Source organism: Aquimarina sp. MMG016, from assembly GCF_018100805.1.
Taxonomy (GTDB): Bacteria; Bacteroidota; Bacteroidia; order Flavobacteriales; family Flavobacteriaceae; genus Aquimarina.
The window spans coordinates 371808-389152 of record NZ_JAGJEA010000002.1 but is presented as its reverse complement, the minus strand read 5'-3'; the positions used below and the strand labels follow the sequence as shown (position 1 = coordinate 389152).

Genomic DNA, 17345 nt, shown 5'->3' with positions numbered 1-17345 from the left:
TGTAATAATAAAATGTTAGTAAACCGTTATAAATCAGTGTATTTACAAGTTTAAAGGTTAACATCTATGAAACTTTTTTTCATTATTACTTTAGTATTAGTACATCTTGTAGTAAACATTTATAAACTGACTCTTTTTTGTATTTTCGTGCAAACAATACACACAATGGATTTAAACTTCAATAAGAACGAAGACCACAATAAACTCTTAGTGTCTGAGCTACGTAGAAGACTTAGCATAGTTAAACTGGGAGGAGGCGAAAAACGTATAGAAAAACTTCATGCCAAAGGCAAAATGACCGCCAGAGAACGAATTAATTATGTACTGGATGATGATGCTAAAGCCATCGAAATAGGTGCTTTTGCCGGAGAAGACATGTACGAAGAGCATGGGGGTTGTCCCAGCGGTGGTGTTGTTATTAAAATTGGACATGTAAGTGGTAAGCAATGTATAGTAGTTGCTAATGACGCTACGGTAAAAGCAGGAGCTTGGTTTCCGATTACCGGAAAAAAGAATTTAAGAGCACAGGAAATAGCTATCGAAAACAAGTTGCCAATTATCTATCTCGTAGATAGTGCCGGTGTATATTTACCTATGCAGGATGAAATTTTTCCAGACAAAGAGCATTTTGGAAGAATATTCAGAAACAATGCGGTAATGAGTAGCATGGGGATAACTCAAATCTCAGCTGTCATGGGGAGTTGCGTTGCGGGAGGAGCTTATCTACCCATTATGAGTGATGAAGCATTAATTGTAGATAAAACAGGAAGTATTTTCCTTGCAGGAAGCTACCTGGTAAAAGCTGCTATCGGCGAAACCATTGATAACGAAACACTAGGTGGGGCCACCACACATTGTGAAATCTCAGGGGTTACGGATTATAAAGCTAAGGACGATAAAGACGCCTTAGATACTATTAAGAATGTTATGTCCAAGATTGGTGATTTTGACAAAGCCGGATATAACCGAGTGCAACCTCTTAAACCAAAAGAAAACCCTGAAGATATTTATGGTATTCTTCCTAAGGCAAGAAATGAGCAGTACGATATGATGGAGATTATCAAGCGATTAGTTGACGGCTCGGACTTTGAAGAATATAAAGCCGGCTATGGTCAAACGATCATTACCGGATATGCCAGAATTGACGGTTGGGCTGTTGGGATTGTTGCTAACCAACGTAAAATTGTAAAAAACAAAAAGGGAGAAATGCAGTTTGGTGGGGTGATTTACTCTGATTCTGCAGATAAAGCTACTCGTTTTATTGCCAATTGTAACCAAAAGAAAATTCCATTAGTGTTTTTACAAGATGTAACCGGTTTTATGGTCGGTAGTAAAAGTGAACATGGCGGAATAATTAAAGATGGTGCTAAGATGGTGAATGCAGTTAGTAATAGTGTTGTACCAAAATTCACAGTGGTAGTCGGCAACTCCTACGGAGCCGGAAACTATGCAATGTGTGGTAAGGCTTATGATCCCAGGTTAATCTGTGCTTGGCCAAGTGCAGAACTAGCCGTGATGGGAGGAGCCCAAGCAGCTAAAGTATTATTGCAGATAGAAACTGCATCCTTAAAAAAGAAAGGAGAAACAATTTCTGAAGAAGATGAAAAAGCTTTGTTTAATAAGATCAAAGCTAGGTACGATAAACAGATATCACCATATTATGCAGCAGCCAGAATCTGGACCGATGGGATCATTGATCCTTTGGATACCCGAAAATGGATATCCACCGGTATTGAAGCAGCCAACCACGCTCCTATCGAAAAACCATTTAATCTTGGTATAATTCAGGTTTAAGATATTTTTTGTTAATAAATAAGTGATATCTAAAAGTCTTAAATTCTTTGTACTTTCGTTAATAAAGCCCCAATAGTTTACACAGTTAAACTGTTGGGGTTCGTTTATTAAAAATATTGCTAATACCCTATGCCAACCAAACAAACTCTTTTAAAAAAGATCTATGCTCTTTTGGCTAGTCTTCTATTCATTTTTTCTGGTTATTCTTTTCATATCGAAAATATAATCCAACATCAAAAACAGACTGATAAAGATTATATTTTTGACGAAAAGGATACTAAAAAAGTAGAAAGTTTTTTACTTAGTATTTATGCTAAAGACACAACTTTGGCTAAAGCTTATTATAAATATTACTTAGAAAGAAGCATTCAAAAAAATGAAAGCCGTTCTCAATTCATATCGCATTATTACTTAGGTGATTTAGCATATGTAAATGGTGATTTTGCAACATCTGTTGGACATGGTAAATCAATGTTACGTTTAAGCAAAACCCTCAATAATAACAACTATAAAATAACCGCGTTAAATCATCTTGGCAATGTTTATTATAAAATTCGAGAGTATGAAAATTCTCTAGAACAATACTTGGCAGCATATCATATTTATAAAGAAATTGATATAAATGATCCTAAACTAGGATTATTAGTCAACATAAACATCATAAGAACCAGAATTCATAGATATGAAGAGGCACTGAAATCATATGTAAAGATTATTGATATTCTAAAAAAGAAAGATCATACAGATCTCCCTAATTACTCCGGAATTTATCTTTCGAGTATTTTGGGTGCAGGTGTTTGTCATTACCATCTTAGAGAATATGATAAAGCCATATCATACTATGAACAAGGATTTAAATTAGCAAAAAGGTATAATTCTGAACATTACGAAATAAATTTTCATATGACTTCAGGAGAGGCATATACTGCAAAAGGAATGTATACTGATGCCTTAGAACATTTATATAAAGCCAAAAATAAAATCAGATCTTCTAGTACAACTTTTAATCCTGCATTACATACTACAAATTTTCATTTAGCAACAGTGTTTTTTAAAAAAGAAGAATACATAAAAACATTGGATTATTTATCAGAAAGTTTTGAAATCATTGATTCTCCAAAAAAGGAAATTCAAGTAGAGAAAATAAACGAGATGTATGATCTGGCATACAGAGCTGCAGAAAAACTTGGGGATAAAGAAAAGCAAATCGAATATAGCTTGGCTTATCGCCGTATTATTGACTCTCTACATTTGGATGATATCAGAACAAAAGATAAACTCTATGATCAGGACATTGAAGAGTTAGAAGAAAAAAACCAAAATCTCTCCAATCAAAACGTAACTTATATTATAATTTCACTAATCGCAATAGTAATAATTGTTGTTTTATTAATATATAATTTTAGAAAACAGCAAAAGAACAAAAGATTGTTCGAAGAACTTCAGAAAAAACAGCAGTACAAGGATTCTGATGATGTTCCAACTTCTAAAAAAGATTTTGTTACTGATAAAAAAGCAGAAGTGCTATTCAAAAAATTAAATGAACTAGAAGTAACCGATTTCTTTTTAAAAGAGGATTGTAATCTGTACAACACGGCCAAATTAATAAACACCAATACTACGTATCTATCTAAGATTATTAATGAGTATCAACAAAAATCATTTAATGATTTTATAAATGAGCTAAGGATTCAATATTGCTTAAAAAAACTAAAAACCGATAAAAAATTTAGATCCTATACGATCAAGGCTATTGCTGGTGAATTAGGATACAAAAGTGTTAACACATTCGCATCTGCTTTTAAAAAACAAACCGGATTGACGCATTCTTTCTATTTAAAACAAACACTAAAAAAAGAAAAAGTAACCGAAGGCATAAATGCTGGATAAAATAGTGTCAATTTTATAAAATTGATCAATTACTCAATAAATAAATATCTTGAATAGCTTCTAATTATCTTATTTTACAAAATGTTCATACAACCAAACTTAAAAAACTCATGAAATCCAAACTTGCTCTTATTTTACTATTAGTATATTCCACCATAAATTATGCTCAAACTTCTTTCTCAAGTAATGAAAAATCATATGGTTATAGTCTTGATTGTGAAAATAATCAACTTGATATATTTATAGAATTAAAAGATAATAATAGCAGTCTGACTCTGCCAAACTTTAAAACCCTTATAACTCAAGAAGGTGAATATGGGTCAATAGATTTAAATATTTGTATAAAAGATCTAAGGGCAGTTCCCATCCCCGAAGAATACCAGCTCGATATTAATTTCCAAGGTTTACAAACTACGTTAGAACCCGTTAAAATACCACCACCACCTCCTCCTCTTTCTAATCAACAAATAGCACCTCTCGATAATAAAACTCAAAAAAGATCTCAAAGTATAGGGTGTGATCACTTTTTACGTATTTCTCTACCAGAATATGCATATGGAGAGAATAGACCTTTTGATGCTGGTTTATATTCTGGTGATTATGAAATGGACCTTTTACTACTAAAAGATAATATAACGGTTGTTAGCGAGCAAGAAAAAATACCCTTTACTGTATATAGTATGGAAACTCATAAAGATTTTAAAAGTAATATAGACGGTGTTTCCATTAACGCTCTTAATGACAAAGTTCTTGTGGAAGGTTATTTTTATAATGAGTTAGGTGATCGAATATCAGACAAATTTGATTACAGAATGCACCTTTACGTATCGAACGATGATAACTTTGACACCAATGATCTTTTAAGAGGAAATATAGTTTCAAATAGAGATGATGGTTTTTGGTTTGAACTCACCAAATATCAATATGACTGGTATTTGAATAATAATATGTATCTAATATCTGTGATAGATCCATTGAATGACTACGAAGAAATTTGCGAAAATAATAACTGGCACGCATATAAAGTAACCAAACCTTATGAACTACTTTCGGAAATCAAACCTAATTTCTCTATACTTGATGCTAGAATTTATAAAGATCAACCAGAAAAAGTTACCTTATCTTGCACGGTTGCGAACTCTAGATTTACAGGTATAACAGGACCTTCTGAACTTAAGGTTGGTGTTTATTATAAAAGTAATGAAGGAGAAGAAGTTCTAATAAATACTTTGGACGCCGGTAATCTCCAACCTTTTGAAAAAAGAGTTATCTCCTTACAAATGAATGAGAATTATTACGGAGCTTGGTATTCTGGAAAAGAACTCATTTTCAAAGTAGATCCAGAAAATCAATATCCTGAAGCTAATGAGCAGAACAAAATAGATAATATTAAAAAAATCATTAATACCAATGTTTCTTTTGATGCTCGTAATAAGGTTTCTATACAACAAGATTTCTCCAACAGGGCAATCAATTTTTCATTTTATGCTTCTATTCCTAATCAAAAAATTATAATTAATATATACAACGCAGAAGGAGAATACGTAAAGTCCATTGGTTTTAGTCTTGAAAATGATGAACCAGGTACATTTGAATTCACTAAACATGTTTTGCAAGTAGGACTCGAGGATGGTTTGTATTATTATTCAGCACACTTTGGAGAATATGATCCTTTAAGTGGTAATTCTTGGGAATATTCATACCAACAAATTTATAACCAATACAACGGTAGTTTTTATAAAGGAGAAGCACCTGATTTACAAATCGATGACGTGAGATTTGAAAAAACACCTGATAATAATTGGGTATATATAGAGGCTACGGTTACCAATAAGGGAAATATAGCTTCAACCCATACAAAACTTGATTTTTACCGAGAAAATTATCCCAGGGAATTTATAAAAGCAGAATATGTACCAGCTCTTGATCCCGGACAACAAGCTAAGGTAACTTTAAGGGTCTCTTGGCAATACTATTCAATAGCCCTGCGTATGAAAAAGATGATTCTTATACTAGATCCAGATGATAGGGTCGAAGAAATGTATGAAACCAACAATGAAAAAAACGTAAACATTCCTAATTTTTTTCAAGAAGATACTTATGTTACAGTTTCGCCTAATCCGTTCTCTAATAATGATCAATTAAACTTTGATTTTAAAACACATTTTAGAAATACTGATATTAAACTAAATATTTATAACCAACAGGGAATTCTACAATACCATACCCAAAATTTCTATCCTCGACCTGGTGATCAAAAAATCACAATTTCACCTTCTCAATTTAGAAATAGCGGAATTTACCATTACTCCTTTTTAATAGGATGGAATAATAATTATTACCCTTTTACTGGCACAATCATCAAACATTAGTCTTTATGCTTTAGATGTAATATAACTTTTTATACTAATATCAATGGCCTTACTCGTAGTAAGGCTATTTTTTGTTTTCATATAGTTTCAAATTCTTCTAATCTTAAATGATTGATATTCTTTTTAATTCAAATGACCTCAAATTTATAAATCCGTGCATAGACACAATTTTATGTGATGCTTTTTGATCTAATTTTATAGAAACAACAATTTCCAGTTTTACTGGTAACAGTTATTTCACAAATCAAATGTCTAATTAAAACGTATTAAAAATGTTAAAAAACATCTTAGATCTGGAAGGAGTGCAACCACTCGATCAAAATGAAAAAAAATCTGTTCAGGGTGGAAACACCGGAATCCCTTGTAATGATTTCTGTCAAGGAGGACTATGTATTATGGGTAATTGTTATTATGTAGCGAAATAGATAATGATGCTATAAGCAGTTAAAAATCGCCTTCTCTTATGTTGGCGATTTTTTTGCTTAAGTTTTACGGTCTTATCAATTACTCCAATGTATATTATCTGTTTGCTAATAGTTTTTTTGACGATCAAAAAAGTCAAATTTATAAAACTGGGGTTACTTCTCTTTTATTTTCAATGATTTGCCGATAGTTTTATCAATGTATTCTAGCCGGCAGAATCACAAATCATTTTTTAATTAACACGTAATTATGAAAAGTCTATTATTAAAAACCTTATCCGTAATTCTACTATTAGGATTACTAAGCTGTCAACAAGAAGACGATGAATTTCTTGAAGGAGAATTATCGTTAGAACAGGAAACCACGATATCGAACTTAGAAAAAAGTGGTGCTGATTTTATGGTGGTATGTTCTATAGAAGGGATTCCTCCTGGATATGTTGTAGAAGAATATTTTACCAATGGTAGTTGTCCTAATTTCAATCTTTTTTTAGGAAGATATAACGCCGCAATTGTAACAAGAGATGGTACCCCTAAAATATTTAGTGCAGGTGCCGGTTGTGAGGATAATTATTGTATTTGGATAGTTGGTGATAATTTTGAAAGTGGTTGTTATGTAGATGTAAGAAGCACAACTGGTTCTAATATCATCGGAAACTACAGAGCACCAGAGCGAACATTAACAACCAACGCACAAGGTCAGCAAGTAATTACATTCCGACTAAGGTCTGCTCAGGAATTTTATGAATTTGCACGTCGAGGATTACGAATTTGGGTAGTAAACCCGGTAGCCAGAAAATGGGCAGACGGGAGAACGGTAAGAAGGCCTAGAGACATTATTATCGATCCTCCATGTGACCCAATTTGTCCATAAAAACAAGTTTGATTATTTGTTATGAAAGAATCGTAAGCTTGGGAAACTTACGGTTCTTTACTACTACTTCCTAAAGAAAATAAAGGATAGTAAACCCTAAGTAAGGAGTTAATAACGGCGGAAACCGAAAAGCCATAGAAAGAGTAGGTAATTAAAAATAAAATTATGTTAGACAATATTTTAAACCTCAAAGGTGTAAGTCAATTAAAGAAAAGTGAACAACAAACCATTAAAGCCGGAACCTATTATGGCGGAGACTGTTTAAGATTATGTGGCGGTATGTGTTCATTTGGTAATTGTTATCATCATATCGATTAATTCTAAAAAGTCCCTAAAGCAATATAATTGTTTTAGGGGTTTTCTATTTAAAAAAAGTGGGTATTACAATTATAAAATCAACAAAATGGTAAATAAACTTTCCAAAATAAAAGGAGTTTCAATACTCAATAAAAAATGTCAAAAATCAATTCAGGGTGGAATAAATAATACTATGACAAGAAAATGTACAACTGATAGCGATTGTTCATCAGGTATCTGTGGTGTGATTAAAATCATTAACGGAAGACCTATTCTATTATCAATCTGCGCTTTCTAAATAAAAAAAACTTCTACCCTCATTGATCGCCTTAAAATTTTAAGGCGATTTTTATTATTCTTCCTATGTTGTTTTTATTTAACAACTCATTTTAAGACAAATCTTACTTCATCTTGATGTTAATAGTGTCAATTTTATAAAAATGACACTACTACTCTTTTGTTATCAGTGTCTTACCCATAATTTTACAATCGTTTTCTGACCGGCAGAATCATAAATTATTTTATAACATAAACCATGTTTAATTGGAATAATGACTAAATAAAAATTACTAAAGGTCATTATAAATCTAAATTCTAAAACAAATCACACAATGAAAAAAATATCAATTTTATTATTCGTCGCTACATTAACCGTATTCTATTCTTGTGAACAAGAAAGTCTTGAAAATATAGATGAGCAACTTATCTTAGATGAAGAACTCGATACTGAAGCTAATGCCAAATGGTTTGGTTACTGTAATAGTTTTAAAGGTAAAGTACATTTTATTCAAACTATAATTCCTGTTTTGGATGGTAGTCCTCATCAGGCCTCATTTACCGGTAAGCTTATTTTAGAACACTGCCCAAATGGTGATAATTCGTGTAGTCAGGTAACACAACTAAATGTACGGCATAATCAAAATTTTACATTTTATGTCTTCGGTGCCGAATTTTCTGATAACGATCGTTTTAGAATAAAAATTATTCCAAATAATGATGGCAACCTGCCTACCGATTATACCAGACTTTACTTTAACTCGGTTTATAAACCTTTGGAAATAGTTAATCCCTTTATTAATCCTGTAGGGTCGGATGGTGTATCTGTTTATAATCAAATAGCTATTGATTTTCCTTTTCAATGTAATGAGGAAGACTTCAACTTATAGAACAATCAATCTATTTAAAACATAAATTATGAAAAAGCATGTCAGTTTTTGGGGCTTATTATTAGGAATTCTTTTAATGATAGGCTGTCAGCCTGAAGAAGATATCTTTATAGAAAGTGAACAGTCCATAGAAGATTTCACCGAACTTAACTCTGAAAAAAACAATACTGAATCTCTTATAGTATGTTCTACCCAAGGAATACCTCCTGGTTATGTCCTGGATCACTATCTTAATGTACAAGGTTGTCCTAATCAAAATCTATTCTTAGGGAGGTATAATGCTGCCTTGGTACGAAAAATAAGAGAAACACCACAAATACTCAGAGCAGGTGCAGGTTGCGATGATAATTTTTGCATCTGGATTGTTGGTGATAATTTCGAATCTAATGCCTATGTAGATATTAGAACTACTGCAGGTTCTAGCATTATTGGCACCTATCGTGGATCAGACCGCGTACAATATGTTAATTCACAAGGACAGGATGTAATTACACTACGATTAGGATCAGCTTTCGAAAGAAACCAATTTGCAAATAATGGACTTAGGATTTGGGTAGTAAATCCGGTTGCCAGAACGTGGGCTGACGGTAGAACAGTTAGAAGACCTCGGGATATTATCATTGACCCACCTTGTGATCCAATATGTCCATAAAATAACTTTGATTATTTGTTTTGAAAGAATCGTGAGCCTGGGAAACTTACGGTTCTTCACTTCGACCTTCTCTAAAAAAATAGTCCATAAGGGCGTAACCTGAAAAGCCGCAATAGAGTAAGGGCAATAATAATTTATAAAAACTCATGAAAAAACTATCAATTATCAGCCTGTTATGTATGTCAATTCTTTTGATCACTTCTTGTGAAAAAGATGCTATTGATGAAGTACCGTTTGCAAAATTTGAAAGTACTAGTCCTACCATAGGAGAGGATGTTACTGATCCTAGTTGTTATACGCTTGAAGCAAAGTATGACAAAGATTGGTATGACTTTGGTCAAGCATTCATCAAATTAAAAGTCACTATTTATTTTGGAGGATTTGGCCCTGGTTTGTATCTCGGTGAATATACTGTTCAAGATCACCAAACTATAAAACTGGAAATTCCGGAAATATATCGTGATAATTATCAATTTTCAGCCCAAGATCGCTTTAAATTTGAAGTAACGAGGTTTGGTACTAGTAATAGAAGTTATTACAGAGACTTACTTCTTGTTAACCAACTTGGAAATAGTAAAACCTATTTCCCAATGGTTATTGATGGAGATATTAATACTTATCAAATACAATATGCTGCATTAAAAATTAATTCTTGCCAACAGTAACTATTTTATAATGAATATTTATACCCTTCTGCACTGAAAGTACAGAAGGGTTCTTTATAACAAATTGTTTTCTGTCATTTATGAAAACTAAACCAAAACTATTTTGGAGCGGATCTTATACTAAAGTAAGATTTGATATAGATACAAATAGTGTTGTTTATAATCCAAGTAGTTATTGATTTTTCTGAGGTATGTATATAATTAAAAACTTATTTACAACTAGAAAACGAGGCGTTTTAATTAACATTTTGCTTTTTTGTTTAACTAAAAATTAACAAACCATATCATACTACAGACTTCATAATGTTGTTAAAAAAATAAAACAATATCATGATGAACAAACCATTTTTTAAAGTAAAAATATTAGCCACTATTTTTACTGCTTGCTTATTGATCGCCAGCTGTAGCGATGATGACAATAACAATCCGCTAAATCAATCTATATCTAAAGAAGATGTACAGAAAAATTTGGATCTCGAAAAAGCGTCTGCTTTTGTAGATAATTTAATTATGGATCAATCTTCTGATTTGGTTACGCCAGGTAGATCCGGTAAAAATAGCAATGAGTGTATTGATGTAGCTTTTGCAGATGGATCATATGCTATCACGTTTACAGATTGTAATATCGATGGAAATACGATAAACGGAAAAATAAATGTTAGCTATACCATAGCCGATCAAGCCATTACATCCTCTATTTCTTTTGAAGGTTTTACATTTAATGACTCTAGTATTGAAGGAAATAAAACAACCGAATATTCTGCTAACTTTACTGATCTTACTTTTATGTATTCGGTAACATCAGATTTAGCTATAAATATTCCTAATGTGATTACCGGGACAATCAAAGGAACTAAGAAATTTGAAATTTCGGGAGGATTAACAGAGAACACTATTATAATCACTGGTAACTGGGATGTGACCATCAATGGTGAATCATATTCGCTAGTTATTGATCCATCCTTAAGAGGAACTTCGGTTTGTGGGTATATCGTAGAGGGAGTACTTACTATTACAGAAAATGGTTCTTCTGCTTCTATAGATTATGGAGATGGTATCTGTGATAACATTGCCACAGTTACGTATCCTGATGGTACAAGTGAAGAAATAGAGCTTTAGCTTAAAGTTATTCCGGAAAAGCATCCTTAATAGTAAAATTAGGGATGCTTTTTTATATCTAAACCTATCGTTTTGGTATCGTAATTAACTCTGTTTGTCTTTCATTCACATATCTAAAACCTTTTGCCCCCCAAAACCCAGCTTCTTCTAACATAATTCTGATGTCCTTTTTCCACTCAGGAATAGTAACTGTCGTGTTTAGTTCTATAGCATAGACCGTATTTTCATACAACGGATAATCTCCAGGTCCTGGAACACCACCCTGAGAATCCCACATGCCAATGGTTGGACCAGAAGAATGACCATATAATCCTAAGGGGTGGGTATAAATAGCCGGTTTAAGACCTTCTGCCTTTCCTTGTGCTAAGGAATTTAATAGAATTTCATTTCCGGTTTTTCCTGTTTCAAAGTTTGCAGTAAAAATATCTTGCACTCGATTTCCATCCTTAAAGGCTTTGACTAAAAATTCAGGAGGAGAAGTTTCTTCATTCTTAAGAATATATGCATGTTGTTGGCAATCCGTATTTAATCTCAGGTATGTAATTCCAAAATCACAATGAATTAAATCACCTTTAGAAATGATTTTATCATCAGGACGATTAGAAAAAGAAACGATATGACTTTCTAGGTTTTCTCCAGCTCTTTGTATATCTACGGTAGGATGAAACCAGGTGTCTAATCCCATATCAGTAACTTTTTGTCGCAACCACCACTCTACATCATCTGTGGTAGTAGTTCCTGGTTTAATAACAGCGGTACTAAAAGCTTCTGCTATAATGTCATGAGTGATTTTTACCAGTTGCTTATAAATTTCCATTTCCTGCTCAGTTCTGGATTCGATCCAGGCAATAGCTAGTTGCTCAGCAGAAGTAATTTTTGGTTTTAACTCATCAGGAAGCACATTCATAAATTCCTCATAATCTGTTTTCACGATACCATCAACAATCCCAAAATCTTTAGAATAATTAAGCCCTATTCTTTCCGGGTTCCTTTCGGTAATAATATCTACAAGAGCTTTCCATTGATCTGGTTGTTTTTCTTTATCCCAGGCAGAGTCTATATTCTTACCTACATTATATCGAGCTACAGCCAATTTTTCGATCTTATTATTCTTTTTATCTCTATAAAAAACAAATATAGTTCTACGGCGAGCATTTAACCAGCTAGATGGCAACATGGTTTTTAGGACAGGATCTTCATTATATTCTCTGGAAATCAATATCCACATATCGAATCCGGTACGATCCATCAGTTGAGGTAAGAGGTTATTAAACCGATCTGCTAAAACCATATCAATAACATCAGCCCGTTCTCTCTCCGGAAGAACCTGAGATTGAATAGTATATGTAATTAAAAGTAGGGTAATTAAGAGTTTATTCATGAGTAATTGGTGAGATGATTAGTGTTTACTTTAAAAACTAAAAGTATTATAAAAAAGAGACTCTTGCAATATGAAGTAAAGATCTCTTACAAGTATAGAAAATCTTACTCCTAATCAAGTACATCAAAACCATAAAAAAACTGAAAAACTATAGAAGAATTATGATATTAAAAATCCTATTATTGTAAACTTTTTTTTCAGGACGATGCAATACTTCTGATCCTAAATTAATTAGAAAAATTAAACCTGCCACAGGGCAAACACCAGCGGCTTATATTAGAGAAATTCGATTACAATCTGCAAAATATAAGATCGAATATAATGTACGAGCCAGTATTAGTGAGATCGCACATGAATTGAGTATGAACAACCTCTCCCACTTCACTCAGGCTTTTAAAAAAAGGTTTGGAAAAGTACCATCTGAATATTTTAAAAATACTGATTAAAGTAATGACCGAAGCAGGAGTAATTGAGGATGACATTTTAGTAAAAGGTGATTAAACCTTTAAGTCTTAATCCTCACATCGCAAACACCTTTTACCTCCACCCCCTCGCCTATTTAATAAATTGGTAGTCCTAAACCCTAAAGGTTGCCATAACAACAATTACTCACATTAGTTTTTATCCTTAAAGTAATCTGGCCTCCAGGCTAAACCGCCAAAAATGATTTTAAGAGTATCCTTGAGTGAGCGACTCTTTTTTACATCTTTCCAAATGTTTTTATATTCCATAAAATTGATTTTTACGGGGTTGTTTGTATGTATATTTTTGGTTAAACCATAAACTACTTTTTCTTCCTCTTTCTGATAGGTACCGAATATTCTGTCCCAGATAATTAAGAACCCTCCGTAGTTCTTATCTAAATATTTATGATTCGAACCATGATGCACACGATGCACAGAGGGGGTATTAAATATTTTGTCTAACCAACCCAATGAACCAATATGCTCTGTATGAATCCATGTTTGAAATTGTGCGACTAGTATTAATCCTATAATGGCCTGAAATGGTGAAAACCCAATCAAAACCATCGGAACTAAAAATATCCACTCAAATAAGCCTTCAACAATACTTAGTCTAAACGAGATAGTTAGGTTATAATCCTCAGAAGAATGATGTACACTATGGCTGGCCCATAAAATACGGTGTTCGTGTTCTAGTCGGTGCATCCAATAGTATGTAAAATCAGCAACAAAAAATGCTGCGATCCAAGTATATATATTTAAAGGAATTGGATAAAAAGCCATCAGAGAAATGGGTATTAAAAACAGAACTCCAATAGAACCAACGATCGTTTTTTCTAATAACTGATTCATGATAAAAATTGAGAAATTGGCCAACGAATCATTCCAACGTCTTTTCTTAGAAGTTACCAAGTCCAGAAGTACTTCAATAACAATTAATCCTAAATTGAACACAAAAAAATAACCAATAAATGTCATGATTCCTGACTCTTCAAATAACGATATTAGTTTTGCGAAACTCATAGCTATACATATTTTTATTTATAATCTTTATGAGCGCAAATGTAGCGTCATCAACCCGCCATAGTATCTTTCCTTATAAATCAAGACAAAGTTTTCGCTTTATTTTATTGAGATTTTACTAACTCTTGAAGAAAAAAAATATTTTTGCCTTAGCATAAACAAAAAAGTATACTTAGTATCTGTTTTTAGATAATACATAGTAACCTATTTTAGATATGAATCTTTTAGATATATCTCCTTTATTAAGCTCCATACTTGGATTATTTCTGGGCATCTTTATAATCTCCAGAACGTCCGGATTGGGTAGCGATAAAAGAATTCGGTATGTGTTGAGCGCTTTAGTATTTTTATATGCCTACACCTCTTTTGATTATTATTTATTGCTTAAACTGGATATCAATAGTGTGTTTTCCGGGGGTGCCTATGTATTGTATCATCTTATTGGTCCTCTCTTCTACTACTTTATTTTGTTATTTACCAAAACAGAAGTAAACCTTAAAAAAGGGATGCTAATACTTATAGGGTATACCGCTATACGATGGACGCTCTTCACACTTACCTTAGAATATAATTCTGTAAAAGATATTATAGCTACTACAGATACCTATGGTATATGGTTCTGGATAGAGATAGAATATATTATTACCACCGCGGTAAATATTGTTTTATTGGTGTTGGGGTATTTAAAACTAAAGAATACGCCACTCTATCTAAATTTAGATAAGTCCCTAAAACTAAATTATCAATGGGTTAAAATAGTAATCATTTTATGTATCCTTCTTCAAATCATTAGCGGTTTTAATACGGTTCTAAATACTGATACCCTAGAAAATCTCGAGTTTTATGCTAAAACCGAAACACTTTTATTGGCTGTCTTCTTCTTTATTCTGGCATATTCAATCATGCACTTCCCGGTGTTTGCGTTTACAGGTGCTTTTGAAGATTTACCGGAAGTAACCAAAAAAAAGTATGCAAAGTCTTCTTTATCGGACTCTTCAGAGCTTTTTAACCAAATCGAAAGTATGGTAAGCGATGAAGAACTGTATCTGGATTATGATATTAAGCTCAATACCCTGGCGGATAAACTGGATAAGTCGGTACATCATATTTCACAAGCCATTAATCAAAATGCACAAACAGGGTTTTCAGACTACATTAACAAGTATAGAATTGAAGCTGCCAAACCTATGCTGCTGGTCCCTAAACCCAATACTATTTTTGCTATTGCACTAGATGTGGGTTTTAATAGCAAAGCGGCATTTTATACAGCCTTCAGGAAAAATACTAACATGACGCCCACAGAATTTAAAAAAAAGGGCAGCGCTATGAAATAAGATCAACATACTGAATATTAAATAATTATAATTTTTAAAAGTGTCTTCCCTGTGAATCAAGACACTTTTTTTTGTCCAATATTATAGGGAGAAATACATAACCCATCATCCGAAAATACTTTTGGGGCATTAAAAATTTATAAAAATTACAAAAACAAAAATTATGATTATTAAAATGAGAACAGTGGTTATGATGTCTTTAGTATTGGCATGTACTTTTATTACTAACGCCCAAAACAACGACCCTTTTACCTTTGGTATAAAAGCAGGTGCTAGCCGTAGCGATATCACAGGTATCAATTCAAAGGCTAAAATTGGCCCCGTAGGTGGATTTTTTACACAATACAAATTTTCAGAGCCTTTAGCAATACGTTCAGAGGTATTGTACAATGCGTTTGGAGCAAAACCCAAAGGAAATGATGATATCAGACTTAACTACATTCAGGTACTTCCTGGATCTCTAAGGCTATATCCTATTCACAAACTAGCCATTGAAGCAGGGCCTTATGCCAGTTATTTATTGTCTACCAAAGGTATGGATAAATCCAATCTTAGAAAATTAGATTATGGTGCCGCCTTTGGAGTAAGTTATGATATTACTTCTCAATTAGAAATTGGCGCGAGATATAACCTAGGGCTTCGTGACATTACTAAACCCGTGGGAAAATCAAAGAATAAAGCTATACAAGTAACACTTTCCTATAGTCTATAAGGTCGGTTACTTCTTTTGAAGTTCCGAGCGACTCCTTTACCATAAGATTTTTTATAAAACTCAAATAATATTTACTACAGATGATAGAACATAAACAGAGAATACATGGGTATGACCTGGCCCGTGCCATTGCAGTATTTATCATGATTGTTGTCAACTTTAATTTGGTACTCGCCAGTCCTGACCATGATGAAAGTGTGTTGGCTAGTATGTTACAATTTTTACAAGGTAAAGGAGCCGCTCTTTTTGTAGTGCTGGCTGGCGTAGGGATTTCTTTACTAATAAAGAAAAATCTACTTACAGCAGACAGCATTGGGCTAAAACAAAAAAGAATGCTGCTATATAAACGTGCGGCATTCCTTTTTGTATTTGGTTTGTTTTTTAGTTGGATGTGGCCCGCAGACATATTACACTTTTATGGGTGTTATATTCTGATTGGTGCTATAGTGATGACAAGACATTCAGCATATCTATGGATACTCGCATTGTTGCTGATTATCCTATACCCCTATATGCTGTATATTATTGAGTATGAAGAAGGATGGAATTGGGTAACCGTCGAGTATACCGATTTCTGGAGCATCAGCGGCTTCTTTAGAAACTTCTTCATCAATGGCTTTCATCCTGTAGTACCTTGGGTCGCATTTCTATTAGCCGGTATATGGTTGGGTAGACAAAATATGAGTTCTAAACCCCGAAGAAATCTCATCCTATGGGTATCTGTTACCATTTTTATCCTGGTGCAAATGATTTCAAAACGGTTGATTGACGCTTCTTTAAGCTATACCAATTTTTCGTTAGACGAAACCGTTGCCCTGTATGGAACGAGTCCTATGCCGCCGATGCCCTTATTTATGATTTCAGGGATTAGCGGGTCTTTTGTTCTGATTATCCTATGCATTTGGATAACCGAGATAGCTAATAAAACGCATCAACTCCACTTCCTTATTAAAACCGGTCAAATGGCATTTACCCATTATATAACTCATATTGTATTAGGAATTGTTGCGGTAACCCTATTCTTTGGCGAAAACAATTTGCCCCCTGTCCAAGCCCTTCTTCTTGCGCTCACATTTTGCGTGGCTAGCACAATATTCTCGCATTTATGGGGTAAAAAATTTAAAAAAGGACCTATGGCAAAGGCTATACGATTTATTACAAAAACATAAAACACATATTA

At 33.2% G+C, this 17345-nt stretch carries 15 protein-coding genes; 13 read left to right on the top strand and 2 right to left on the bottom strand.

Features of this window, described 5'->3' with window-relative positions:
• Nucleotides 1-165: 165 nt before the first annotated feature.
• From J8M14_RS04660 to J8M14_RS04615, 10 genes are all read left to right on the top strand, one after another.
• Nucleotides 166-1794: a carboxyl transferase domain-containing protein gene (locus J8M14_RS04660; protein ID WP_211073415.1), complete on the top strand. Its 1629-nt coding sequence runs from the start codon at nt 166-168 to the stop codon at nt 1792-1794.
• 129 nt (nt 1795-1923) lie between these two features.
• Nucleotides 1924-3684 carry an AraC family transcriptional regulator gene (locus J8M14_RS04655; protein ID WP_211073414.1) on the top strand — a complete coding sequence of 587 codons (1761 nt, stop codon included), beginning with the start codon at nt 1924-1926 and terminating at the stop codon, nt 3682-3684.
• A 110-nt stretch (nt 3685-3794) separates the two neighbouring features.
• Nucleotides 3795-6056 carry a CARDB domain-containing protein gene (locus tag J8M14_RS04650; RefSeq protein WP_211073413.1) on the top strand — a complete coding sequence of 754 codons (2262 nt, stop codon included), beginning with the start codon at nt 3795-3797 and terminating at the stop codon, nt 6054-6056.
• Between the two features lie 272 nt (nt 6057-6328).
• Entirely contained in the window at nt 6329-6481 is a 153-nt protein-coding gene (locus J8M14_RS04645; protein WP_211073412.1) for a hypothetical protein, read from the top strand.
• A 247-nt stretch (nt 6482-6728) separates the two neighbouring features.
• Nucleotides 6729-7352 carry a hypothetical protein gene (locus J8M14_RS04640; protein ID WP_211073411.1) on the top strand — a complete coding sequence of 208 codons (624 nt, stop codon included), beginning with the start codon at nt 6729-6731 and terminating at the stop codon, nt 7350-7352.
• 165 nt (nt 7353-7517) lie between these two features.
• A complete protein-coding gene (locus J8M14_RS04635) occupies nt 7518-7670 on the top strand; it encodes a hypothetical protein (RefSeq protein ID WP_211073410.1) in 153 nt (50 codons plus the stop codon).
• Nucleotides 7671-8260: 590 nt separating this feature from the next.
• Nucleotides 8261-8815 carry a hypothetical protein gene (locus J8M14_RS04630; RefSeq protein ID WP_211073409.1) on the top strand — a complete coding sequence of 185 codons (555 nt, stop codon included), beginning with the start codon at nt 8261-8263 and terminating at the stop codon, nt 8813-8815.
• Nucleotides 8816-8843: 28 nt separating this feature from the next.
• Nucleotides 8844-9467, top strand: coding sequence for a hypothetical protein (locus J8M14_RS04625; protein ID WP_211073408.1), 624 nt, complete (start codon nt 8844-8846; stop codon nt 9465-9467).
• Between the two features lie 146 nt (nt 9468-9613).
• Nucleotides 9614-10132: a hypothetical protein gene (locus J8M14_RS04620; protein WP_211073407.1), complete on the top strand. Its 519-nt coding sequence runs from the start codon at nt 9614-9616 to the stop codon at nt 10130-10132.
• 333 nt (nt 10133-10465) lie between these two features.
• Nucleotides 10466-11251 (top strand): hypothetical protein, encoded by a 786-nt coding sequence (locus tag J8M14_RS04615; protein ID WP_211073406.1) that lies wholly within the window; start codon nt 10466-10468, stop codon nt 11249-11251.
• Between the two features lie 64 nt (nt 11252-11315).
• On the opposite strand, the gene J8M14_RS04610 is transcribed toward J8M14_RS04615, so the two are convergent.
• Both J8M14_RS04610 and J8M14_RS04600 read right to left on the bottom strand, forming a co-directional pair.
• Nucleotides 11316-12632: a M24 family metallopeptidase gene (locus J8M14_RS04610; RefSeq protein WP_211073405.1), complete on the bottom strand. Its 1317-nt coding sequence runs from the start codon at nt 12630-12632 to the stop codon at nt 11316-11318.
• A 614-nt stretch (nt 12633-13246) separates the two neighbouring features.
• Nucleotides 13247-14119 carry a sterol desaturase family protein gene (locus tag J8M14_RS04600; RefSeq protein WP_211073404.1) on the bottom strand — a complete coding sequence of 291 codons (873 nt, stop codon included), beginning with the start codon at nt 14117-14119 and terminating at the stop codon, nt 13247-13249.
• Nucleotides 14120-14334: 215 nt separating this feature from the next.
• On the opposite strand from J8M14_RS04600, the gene J8M14_RS04595 reads away from it, so the two are divergent.
• The 3 genes from J8M14_RS04595 (at nt 14335) to J8M14_RS04585 (ending at nt 17334) form a co-directional block, all read left to right on the top strand.
• Entirely contained in the window at nt 14335-15453 is a 1119-nt protein-coding gene (locus J8M14_RS04595) for a helix-turn-helix domain-containing protein (protein ID WP_211073403.1), read from the top strand.
• Between the two features lie 163 nt (nt 15454-15616).
• Nucleotides 15617-16165 carry a porin family protein gene (locus J8M14_RS04590; protein ID WP_211073402.1) on the top strand — a complete coding sequence of 183 codons (549 nt, stop codon included), beginning with the start codon at nt 15617-15619 and terminating at the stop codon, nt 16163-16165.
• A gap of 80 nt (nt 16166-16245) precedes the next feature.
• Entirely contained in the window at nt 16246-17334 is a 1089-nt protein-coding gene (locus J8M14_RS04585; RefSeq protein WP_211073401.1) for a DUF418 domain-containing protein, read from the top strand.
• Nucleotides 17335-17345 lie beyond the last annotated feature (11 nt).